Here is a 9,958-nt window from a genome sequence, read left to right on the forward strand (position 1 = left end):
ATCGGATTCAACAAAGCAGACGAGAACAAACGCGATCTCCTCGATGTTTCTCGCTGAACTACGTGAGAAACATCAGGTTGACGACGCAACCTTTCTCGTCGATAGTGCTCCATGCCTACAGGCGGCCTGCCATCGTCACGGGCGCCGATTCTAACACGTCACACATTGGAATCGGAATGCCATCGAACGTGCCTTTCGAGAAGTAAAACGACGAACAAACCGATTCTCAAATACGTTCAGCCATGTTGAACTAAGTACCGCTGAAAATTGGCCCCAAGCGTTCGCCTTCGCATGGAGCCAGCTTATCTAAGCACTACCCGCGCTAATGGCAGAAGACACTCTTCGAATAAGACATTGCGAACATACATCGTTGTTTCCATAATACCTGGACGAATAAGATGGTGAATACTCGATCAATACAGATGTGATGAGTTAGAAATCAAAGAACGCGGTCAATAAAACCAGAGTCAAGATTTTGTGGTAACGATTCGTATATTCGAATAGTTCGCGTTTTTGACTGTAGCGGGCTTCACTACTAGTAAACAAATCGAGACTCCGTCCCGTTTCAGTTGCCCTCAATTATTTTGATAGCACAGGTTTATCGACATCTAGAAACCTGCTGCTCTCGAGGCCGAGACCTGTGTTATCGGTCGTAAATCAACGAGCACAGCACCTATCTACAGACCGACACAGCGATTCAGGTCAAGCAATACCTTTGCCGGAATAGATTGCATTTCAATCGTTATATTTCCTTGTGGATTGGGATTCAATGTCTCGTATATCGGTACAGAGGCTGTCGGCAAAGTATATGATTTCTCGTGTTATTAATCTATTTGCTGACATTTACCAACGACGATATTCAGTTCTTGAGCTTCCGTTCTGAATCACCGAACAAGTTCAGGTCAACTATAGATACTGGTCGTTTTTACGGAAGAATTCGAACGTACGCTCAAGTCCCTCTTCCAGTGCAACGTCCGTCGACCAGCCGAGCTGTTGTTCGATTTTCGACGGGTCGGTGGCGACGTCCCCGCGGCGGATCTCTTCCCACGATTCGGTCCACTCGACGAGTTCGATCGACCCGCTACCTGCGATGTGGACGACCATCTTAGCAGCCCGCTTCATCGTGAGGGGCCTCCCGGTTCCGGGAGCGTAGCACTCGCCGAACGCGTCTTCGTTTTGGCCGATGTGGAGCAGGGCACTCACCATATCGCTTATGTAGAGGAACTCACGGGTGTCGCTCGGTTCGAAAACTGAAAGGGATTCGTCATGAAGGGCTTGTCCCACGAACTGGTTGATGATGCCATAACCGGTGGCGTACAACGGGGCGTGTGGTCCGTAGAGGTTTGCAGGTCGAACGGCGGTCGTCGGAACGCTTTTGATGCGCGTGTACAGTTTGAGGTACTCCTCGACGGCCTTCTTGTTGATTCCGTATATGTCGACGGGGTTCGGTACGGTTTCCTCGTCGATCGTTTCCGCAACGTTTCCGACCACGGCGGGGGAGCTCGCATAGACGACGTGCGGCGGGTCATCGCAAGCGGCCGCGGGCTCGAGCACGTTCAGCGGCCCGGTACCGTTGATCTCCAAGTTTTCTCGCGGGTTCTGATTCGCGCCGAGGCGACTCGTCTTCGAAGCGAGATGGTAGACGACGTCCTGATCGGTCACGGCGGCCGCCACCGTTTCGGAATCACGGATGTCCGCGTCGGTGACCTCTACCTGATTGCGGTTGTCTCTGATACTGTGTAGCTTCTCTTCGCTGCGGACAATATCGAGGATGGTGACGTTCGCCCCATCTCGACCAGTTCGCGGGCGAGATTGCTTCCGGTAAATCCGAGACCACCCGTAATCAGAACATCTTGGGACTCTGAGTCGGCCATGAAATCATGAGAGTCTGCTATCTATATTATTATAGATTGTTTAATAGGATCTCTGCCGCCTCGTTCGGTCGCACAGGTGTTCGAATCGGTTGGATACGGTCAAGACAGTCCGTTCGTCTGGAACTGGATATTTCGCAGAAGGCGCCGGCAGCGGAGATTCCGACACGAGTCAGGTGTAGCCACGGGAACTGCCGCCCGCTCAGATGTGGATGCCTGTACTGAGAACAGTGTTCGATTTGATATAGGTTAGGGCGTCAGTCGTTCACGACGACTGGCGGCGGTCGGCCGCAGTCACGGAGCCGATTTCGAACTTCTCCCGTTACTCACGTTTTATTCGAGATTTTTGCTGGATGTCCTCGTACGAGAGGATCTCGTCACATCGGAAGTGGGGACAGTTCATGATTCGTTCTGTTTCGAGGACGTTCTCTGCGACGATCGTCCCGCAATTCGTGCACGTGAGTGTTTTAATCTCCATTATTATAGCTCCAGGCTCGAGTCTTCACCGACGACGAGGCGGTGGCCTTCCGGCTTTTTTTCTTTCCCGTTTTTCACGTCCGTGCCTTGACCGATGAGGCTGTCAATGATCTTGTCCTGCGTCTCGATTGTCGACCCGCCCACAACGACGCTGTTTTCGATGTGTGTGTTCTCGATTGACGAGTCCGGACCGATCGAGGTGTACGGCCCTACGTACGTATCTTCTTTTATTACAGTGTTCGCGGCGATAGAAACGGGACCGCGGACGGCTGCTCCCGACTCTATCGTCGCTGTCTCGTGAAGATCGATTTGTCCCATCGTTTTCGCGCCCGCTTCTATCGTCCCGTCGGTCGTGGTGTCCAAGTTATCGAGTATCAGACGGTTCGCCGAAACGATGTCTTTCGGCTTTCCAGTGTCTTTCCACCAGTCTTCGACGGTGTGAGAATCGACGTTCATCTCGTGGTCGATCAGCCACTGGAAGACATCGGTGATCTCCAGTTCGCCCCGCTCAGAGGGAGAGATCTCTTCTATCGCCTCGAACGCCACCGGAGTCAGGACGTATATACCGATAATTACGACGTTACTCACCGGGTTATCGGGCTTCTCGACGATGTGAACGACGTTTCCGTCGTCGTCCAGTTCGGCGACTCCGAACTGTTCGGGGTTGTCCACTCGTTGCAGGGCGACACCGCCGGCGTAGTCGCCCTCTCGGAAGCTGTCGATCAGCGGTTTGATCGGCTGCCTGATCACGTTGTCACCGAGGTAGATAACGAAGTCGTCGTCACCGACGAAGTCTCGCGCACACCCGACCGCGTGCGCGATACCCAGCGGGTCACCTTGGAATATGTACGTTATCTCCACACCGAACTGTGAACCATCTCCGAGGAATTGTTGCACTTCTTCCTGTCCTTTGTTGCCGAGTACGACGCCGATTTCACTGACCCCGGCCTTCTTGAGGTCTTCAATCGCGTACTGCAGTACCGGCTTGTTTGCGAGAGGGATGAGCTGTTTTGGTCCAGTGTGAGTGATCGGCCGGAGGCGGCTTCCCGTCCCGCCTGAGAGGAGGATGCCTTTCATAGGCAACCACCGGGAGAGTGCTGACTCAAGCTATTCGTCCGCGCAATCGAGGTGTACGGATCCTCAGTCCCTTGCTCTCTGTCTATTGGCATTGAATCTACAATACTATTACGTCATCATTACTAAGCAGTCCATAAACCGCGGAACGCGGTCTGGTGTCGTGTTAATATAAATAAACGTCTATACAAACAGCGCATACGTCCGTAGTGTCGCAGTCGTCGGTCGGCGTTGGTAAAACGGCTTGAAGTAGAGAGGAGCGCCGTCGTGGTACCGTTCGTGGCTGTTCTGAGCGACCTGCGAGATCGGCAGTTTCGTCGGGGAGAGGCGTATCGAAGGGCGTCATGTCCCAGTCCCCGGCGCACGTTCGACAGTCGCTTCGTACCGGTGGAAGCCTTGAGCGACAGCGTACAATCGGACTCGGGATCGACACACGCACGGTCAGCACTGTGAAGGATCTCGGGGCGGTCATCGAACCGTCTGTAAGTCGCGTCTGAGTCGCTCGTGAGGAGCGACTTGGAGCACTCGTGAGGGGCAGCCTAGAAAGTGTTCGCGTGCGCGGAAGCGCTGTCGAGGTCGTCGCTGAGGCGAATCCCGATGCGCGCTCCGTAACCGCGAACCGTCTGGGGCGTCGCCGAGTCAATTTCGTATAGCGTCACAAAATTTGTGGCGTCGAAAGCGGCCGCGCGTCATTCAGCGCGGGACTATCGAGAGAGCAGCTGAAACGGTCGCAGTAAGCAAAATCAGCTCAGCGCAGCGGCTCAGCAGACAAGCGAAACGGGAGGCGAATATCGATCTACGCGTAGCGTTCGAGTTCCGGACGGTCGAGGTCCTCGAAGACCTCTGCGGCGACTTCGGAGAGGAACGCTTCGCCCTCGTCGGAGACGCGGCGGCCCTCGCCGGCGGCGGTCGTGACGAGCCCCTCCTCTTCGAGGGCCTGCAGCGACGCGCGGATCAGCTTGCGGGAGCCGGCGGAGTGGCGGCCCGGTCGAACGATGTACCGGTTCGAACCGCGTTTCTTCGAGCCGTACTCGGTGGCGAGCCGCTCGATGCCGATCGGCTCGTTCTGGGCGACCTTCCGGAGGAGGCTCGCGGAGCGCACGTACCAGAAGTCCTCCTGCTCCGGCGGGAGCTCCTTGCCCGAACCGCTCTTGGCGAACTCGACCCACTCGGGTTCGTCGATCCGGTCCTCGAGTCGCGCGGCGACCTCCTCGATGAGGGCGTCGGCCGGCACGTCGTAGATGGTTACCATTGAGTACCGATTCACCCTAGCGTCGTTTAAAACCATCGTATCGGGAGAGCCCCGTGGTAGCCGTTTTCACGGGGTTGCGGCCCTCTACCGGGTCCTCGGCCGACGGGACCGAAGGCGGGCCGCGGCCGGGACGCGCTACTCGACGTACTCGTACTTGCGCTCGTTCATCCGACCCCAACCGGTGAAGACGAACTCCCCGTCCGGCTGGGTGAACTCCTCGATCTCGCGTTCCACGTCCATGTCGTACTCGTGGACGTCGTGGACGTCCTCGTACTCGTCCCACGTGAGGTCGTAGCGGGCCGCGAGCTGATCGTCGATGTCGAGGCCCTCGATCTCCGCGCGCCACCCCTCTCGGACCGTCTCCGCGTGGATCTCCGCCTGCGCGCCGGAGCCGTATGAGGCGACGAGCAGCGTCTCGTCCACGAACGAGCGGTCGAGCGCCAGGGCGTCGCGCAGCGCGCTGACGCGGGCGATGTGGACCGAGCTCGTGTACCAGTTCCCGACCTCCCGAGAGAGGCCCAGCGTGGGCTCCACGACGGTGTCGTACCACGTCTGGTACTGCTCCGTCGTCTTCAGGTCGTCCATGTAGTCCCTGATGGCCCCCTCGTACGCCTCGCGGTCCGCGAAGTCGTCCTCGCGGGGTTGGCGGCCGATCTCCGCGGCGAGCTCGTCCTCGTACTCGGTGTCGCGGATGACGTGCCGGTACGCGAGCAGGGCCGCCTTCCGGACCATGCCCGGGAACGGCGTGTGGAACGGGGCGTACGCGAAGTCGTCGAGCTCGATGTCGTCGGTGACGGACTCGTAGTCTTCGAGCGCCTCCCGCATCCGGGCGAGATACACCTGCACGGAGCGTTTCCCGTCGACGCTGGGGAACTGCTGGTTCGGCTTCAGGAAGTCCGTCTCGTCTTTCGAGCCGTACCCCTGGTCGGTCGAGAGCGCGACGATGGAGGGGTCCTCGTCGATCAGCATCGCGACGGCGCCGGCCCCCTGCGTCGCCTCGCCGGGGTCGCCCCGGGCGTACAGCGCGGTGTCCGTCGTGATGACGAGCGCGGGCCGATTGCGGTTCCGCCCGGCGCGGATCCAGTTGTACGCGTCGTCTATCGCCTGCGTCCCCGCCAGACAGGCGAACTTACGCTCGCCCTTGTTGGCGTGGGTGAAGTCGCCGTCGTACACCTGCTCCAGACAGCCCGCGATGTACGTCGACACCGGCTTCGAGTGGTCGAACGCCGACTCCGTGGCGACGTCGATCCGGCCGACGTCTTCGGGCTCTAGTCCCTTGCGGTCCATCAGCCCCTTCGCGGCGTTCGCGCCCATCGTGACGATGTCCTCGTAGACGTCCGGGAACGAGGAGTTGTTGAGCCCGAGCCCCTTCGTGTACTTCTCCGGGTCGTCGCCCTTCTGCGGCGCGAACGTGCCGGGCAAGTCGAGCTTGAGCTTTCCGGTCCAGATCTCGACGGCGTCGATGCCGACTTCGGTCATACACGGTCGTTCATTGGGCCGGCATTTGGCTTTGTCGATGGGTGTTTACGTCGATTGTGGAACTTAACAGTGTGAGTGAAAATATGAGTTGCTATCTGCGAAGTGAGGCTTAGAGTGTAGCCGCTTACGAGCAAGTAAAGTCACCCTGCTCGGTGTTTAGCGAGTTTGACGTGGAGAGCTGCTCGTTGCTTTCACAACTCTGCACCACGTTCCCGTTGCCATCTAACAGATCGACTGTGACGTCTAGCTGTTTTGGGTTCCCTGAAGGGCTGTCGGTACTGACGGAGAACGGATCCGTCATTTGAATCTCGTTTTGTTTGCTATCTCCGCCCTGTCTCAGTTCAAGACGTATCTCATAGTTTGGATCAGGGTTCACCGTCGTTCCGTCGGCAGTGGCCTCTTGGATTTTATCATTACCGGTCGATTTGCTAACGGATACGGTAAATTCGCCTAAGGACGGCTCATCCGATGTTGGTGGCCCTTCAGGTTCACTTGGTGCCGTAGCCGATACAGTCGAAACGGGATTAGTGCCTTCTGGTGCCTTTTGGATCCCAACGGTGTTCAGTTCGAGATCCTTCCTCTTCGTCTCGATTGTCAGTTTGTGAACTCCATCGTCGTAGCTGTCGTTAACGACCCCACCGTACGAGGCCGCTGGGATCTCCGTATCATCCCAGTATTCCTCTCCAGTCAGGCGAGTGGGGACGCCGATTGTCAGATCACCCGTAGGAAGCGATTTCGTGTCGTTCTCCGTCGGGTACAGCTCAATTGTCACCCGCCCGAGACCGGACTGTTGAAATTCATTTTGCAGGGCGGTTATTCGCACCGTTCCGTCCGTTCCCACGAGGCTCTGGTCTTCTATCACCGCGAATCCGCCACCGTTTCCGCGCTCATCAATATAAAGCACGGAAGCATCGTACCAAGTCGGCGAGGGCTGTATTCGGTTGTAGCCTGGCTGATACTTTATAAATCGAGTCGTGACATTCACCGATTCTGTTCCGTTGGTGACGGAGATATTATAGCTATCACTGGTTCGGATAGTTCCGCTCGGATCGGGTGGGTTGATCGCGAATATCCGGGTGGGGTACTGTGTTCCTAGCCGGATAGTCTCATATTGCGCCCGGTCAGTGCTCCCGGCCCGAACGATCCCCGCCCTCAGCTCGACGAGGTCGTTCCGAACCTCCTCGAAGTGCTGGAACTCGACCTGTCCGTTCTGCTGCGGGACCACCTGCACCTGATACAGCGAGAGCGCTAAGATCAGGAACCCGAACAGGATCACGGTCCCGATCACGACCGACTGGCCCCGACGGTCGCGACTGAAGCGCATTACGAGATATCGAATCCGGACGCGTATAAAAGCCTCCGCCCGGCGTCTCAGTTGCGATAACCGCCGCCGCGACGTGGGTGACTCAGTCCTCGCCTGCCCCGCGCCGCTCGGTGAACCACGCCGAGGCGGCGGCCACGACGCTCGCGAAGCCGCCGACCAGCACGGCCTGCGTCCAGTTGGCCCCGAGGAGGAACCCCGTGACCAGCGTGACGAGCGCGAAGGCGATCACGACGGCGACGATCGTCGAACCGGTGGCGTCGGTGGCCGAATCGGTCATACCCGGATCTGCCGCGGCCGAGCGATAAACCGGCCGATCGGCCGAGCGTGGCGGGTCGGTCGAGACGCGTAGAACGAGGGCTTCGGGTGCGTGATAAATATCATGTCGCGATATCAAATCGGCTTCGCGGCGCGAACCCCGCCGCCCGACCGGTCCGTTTTTGCGCGCGGCGCGTGGACCCGCTCGCATGGCGAAACAGCCGCACCTGCTGGTCGAGGAGGGCGACGTCCACGAGATCGCGATCATCCCGGGCGACCCGGGCCGCGTCGACCGGATCGCCGACCTGTGCGACGACAGCGAGCTCGTCGCGCAGAACCGCGAGTACAAGATCGTCAACGCGAGCTACGAGGGGACCGACCTCACGATCTGCTCGACCGGGATCGGCTGTCCGTCGGCGGCGATCGCCGTCGAGGAGCTCTCGCGCGTCGGCGTCGAGACGTTCCTCCGCTGTGGCACCTGCGGCGCCCTGCAGGCCGACATGGAGGTCGGCGACATGGTGGTCGCGACCGGAGCGGCCAAAGAGGAGGGGACGAGCAAGCGCTACGAGTCGGCGAACTACCCCGCCGTCCCGGACTACGACGCGTTACGCGAGCTCGTCGACGCCGCCGAGGACAACGGCGAGGACGTCCACGTCGGCCCGATCGTCTCCGACGACGCCTTCTACAACGAGAGCGACGAGTACGTCGACGACTGGAACGACGCGAACCTGCTCGCGATCGAGATGGAGGCCGCGACCGTCTTCTCGCTGGCGCGCCGCAAGGGGCTGCGGGCCGGCGCGATCTGCACCGTCGACGGCAACCTCGTCGCCGGCAGCCAGAAGGGCGCGGACTCGGACGACGAGCTACCGGAGAAGGCCAAGGACAACGTCGAACGCGCGATCCTGATCACCCTGAACGCGGTCACAGCGCTGTAAGAGGGCCGCGCGTCGGGGGCCGCGGACGCCGCGATTACTCGTCTTCCGCCCGGAACTCCACCAGCGTCAAGTCCCGGTCGAGCGCGCAGGTGTCGTGCGGCGGCTCGCCGAGCACCTGATCGATCACGCGCTCGTCGTCGAAGTCCGCGCCGTCGGGGACGCAGTACCCGTGGCTCGGGCACTCGGTGTGGGGGCACGGCCCGGCGAGCGAGACGCGACTGCCGGCGTACGCCTGTTTCGACGGGACGTTCGCGGGGACCGGGGCGGGCTCGACCTCGACCGCCCGGACGCCGGTGTCGTGGACGGCGCAGTCGAGCGTCTGCGCGTTCTCGCGGATCCCCGTCACGCGGTACCGGGTGCCCTCGGAGAGGTTGAGACACTGGCTCCGGTACGGGCAGCCCTCGCAGGCGGGCGACTCCCCCTCGTAGACGAACTCGCGTCCCGTGTCCGCGAGTCGCGTTCCGATGAGCGTGACCGTGGTCATGGTCGACACGAGGCCCCGCGACGCCGTAAGCCTCCCGCCTCGCCGGGGACGTCGGTGGTTCCGGGCCACCGCGTCCGGACGGACCGGAGGGCAAGACACATCCCCGGCCCCCGGCAACGACGACCGAACGAATGATCGCGGGGCTCGCGCGGGACGCGAAACGGGAGGCCAAGGCGGCGAACGAGCGGCGGGTCCTCGCGCTCGCCGGCGACCGCGATCGCGGGATAGACGCGGCCTACACCGCGATCGAGGCGGTCGGCGGCGAGCGCGACGGCGCGTCGACCGCCGTCGTCTCGACCCGCGAGGGGTTCCGGTTCGAGGAGCACCGCCCGCGGAACGCTGACGAACTGCTCGGAGGCACCCGCGAGGTCGTCGTCCTCGACTGCCACGAGCGGTTCGTCCCGAACGCGCTCGGCCGGTGCGTCGGCGCGGTCGACGGCGGCGGACTCCTGATCCTCCTGACGCCGACGCTCGACGACTGGCCCGGGATCCGCGACCGCTTCGACGAGTCGCTGGCGGTCCCGCCGTACGGCGTCGACGACGTGACGGGGCGGTTCCGCGAGCGGTTCGTCGGGACCTTGCGCGCGCATCCGGGGATCGCCGTCGTCTCGCTCGGCGCCGACGGGCCCGAGGGGGACGTCCTCGATCGCGNNCCGTCCCGCCGAACGCGACGTTCCCCGCCGCGGCGTACGAGGCGTGTCTCACGGTCGATCAGGCTCGGGCGGTGAGGGCGTTCGAGTCGCTCGCGACTCCGGGCAACGCGGTCGTCGTCGAGGCCGACCGGGGGCGGGGGAAGTCGAGCGCGGC

Annotated in this window: 8 protein-coding genes and 2 pseudogenes; 3 read left to right on the forward strand and 7 right to left on the reverse strand. The window is 60.9% G+C overall.

The annotated features are described in order from the left end of the window. Window positions 1–310: pseudogene (locus tag DJ75_RS14200) on the forward strand (IS6 family transposase); the annotation flags it as partial. Between the two features lie 596 nt (window positions 311–906). Here DJ75_RS14200 and DJ75_RS14205 read toward each other — a convergent pair. The 6 genes from DJ75_RS14205 to DJ75_RS14230 form a co-directional block, all read right to left on the reverse strand. Beyond that, window positions 907–1,827 (reverse strand): NAD(P)-dependent oxidoreductase, encoded by a 921-nt coding sequence (locus DJ75_RS14205; RefSeq protein WP_094525092.1) that lies wholly within the window; start codon window positions 1,825–1,827, stop codon window positions 907–909. A gap of 524 nt (window positions 1,828–2,351) precedes the next feature. Beyond that, entirely contained in the window at window positions 2,352–3,425 is a 1,074-nt protein-coding gene (locus DJ75_RS14210; protein WP_094525093.1) for a glucose-1-phosphate thymidylyltransferase, read from the reverse strand. A gap of 793 nt (window positions 3,426–4,218) precedes the next feature. Then, complete coding sequence (locus tag DJ75_RS14215; protein ID WP_094525094.1) at window positions 4,219–4,674, reverse strand: 30S ribosomal protein S19e; 456 nt, start codon at window positions 4,672–4,674, stop codon at window positions 4,219–4,221. Window positions 4,675–4,809: 135 nt separating this feature from the next. Continuing rightward, on the reverse strand, window positions 4,810–6,153 hold the full coding sequence (hmgB, locus tag DJ75_RS14220) for a hydroxymethylglutaryl-CoA synthase (protein ID WP_094525095.1): 1,344 nt from the start codon (window positions 6,151–6,153) through the stop codon (window positions 4,810–4,812). 124 nt (window positions 6,154–6,277) lie between these two features. Beyond that, window positions 6,278–7,477: a hypothetical protein gene (locus tag DJ75_RS14225; protein WP_094525096.1), complete on the reverse strand. Its 1,200-nt coding sequence runs from the start codon at window positions 7,475–7,477 to the stop codon at window positions 6,278–6,280. Window positions 7,478–7,559: 82 nt separating this feature from the next. Next, window positions 7,560–7,754, reverse strand: coding sequence for a hypothetical protein (locus DJ75_RS14230; RefSeq protein WP_094525097.1), 195 nt, complete (start codon window positions 7,752–7,754; stop codon window positions 7,560–7,562). 187 nt (window positions 7,755–7,941) lie between these two features. Here DJ75_RS14230 and DJ75_RS14235 point away from each other — a divergent pair, with 187 nt between their 5' ends. Beyond that, the gene (locus DJ75_RS14235) at window positions 7,942–8,667 is read left to right on the forward strand and encodes a nucleoside phosphorylase (protein ID WP_094525098.1); all 726 of its coding nucleotides are present in this window, start codon (window positions 7,942–7,944) and stop codon (window positions 8,665–8,667) included. 34 nt (window positions 8,668–8,701) lie between these two features. Here DJ75_RS14235 and DJ75_RS14240 read toward each other — a convergent pair whose 3' ends face one another. Continuing rightward, window positions 8,702–9,151, reverse strand: coding sequence for a UPF0179 family protein (locus DJ75_RS14240; RefSeq protein WP_094525099.1), 450 nt, complete (start codon window positions 9,149–9,151; stop codon window positions 8,702–8,704). Between the two features lie 131 nt (window positions 9,152–9,282). On the opposite strand from DJ75_RS14240, the pseudogene DJ75_RS14245 reads away from it, so the two are divergent. Beyond that, window positions 9,283–9,958 (forward strand): annotated as a pseudogene (locus DJ75_RS14245) (tRNA(Met) cytidine acetyltransferase TmcA domain-containing protein); the annotation flags it as partial.

The sequence above is a fragment of the Halorubrum sp. Eb13 genome, assembly GCF_002252895.1.
Classification (GTDB): Archaea; Halobacteriota; Halobacteria; order Halobacteriales; family Haloferacaceae; genus Halorubrum.

Bases quoted from the DNA above. Each gene is read 5' to 3' on its own strand.
- DJ75_RS14210 (WP_094525093.1), bottom strand. From the start codon at position 3,425: ATGAAAGGCATCCTCCTCTCAGGCGGGACGGGAAGCCGCCTCCGGCCG.
- DJ75_RS14235 (WP_094525098.1), top strand. From the start codon at position 7,942: ATGGCGAAACAGCCGCACCTGCTGGTCGAGGAGGGCGACGTCCACGAG.
- hmgB (WP_094525095.1), bottom strand. From the start codon at position 6,153: ATGACCGAAGTCGGCATCGACGCCGTCGAGATCTGGACCGGAAAGCTC.
- DJ75_RS14230 (WP_094525097.1), bottom strand. From the start codon at position 7,754: ATGACCGATTCGGCCACCGACGCCACCGGTTCGACGATCGTCGCCGTC.
- DJ75_RS14240 (WP_094525099.1), bottom strand. From the start codon at position 9,151: ATGACCACGGTCACGCTCATCGGAACGCGACTCGCGGACACGGGACGC.
- DJ75_RS14225 (WP_094525096.1), bottom strand. From the start codon at position 7,477: ATGCGCTTCAGTCGCGACCGTCGGGGCCAGTCGGTCGTGATCGGGACC.
- DJ75_RS14215 (WP_094525094.1), bottom strand. From the start codon at position 4,674: ATGGTAACCATCTACGACGTGCCGGCCGACGCCCTCATCGAGGAGGTC.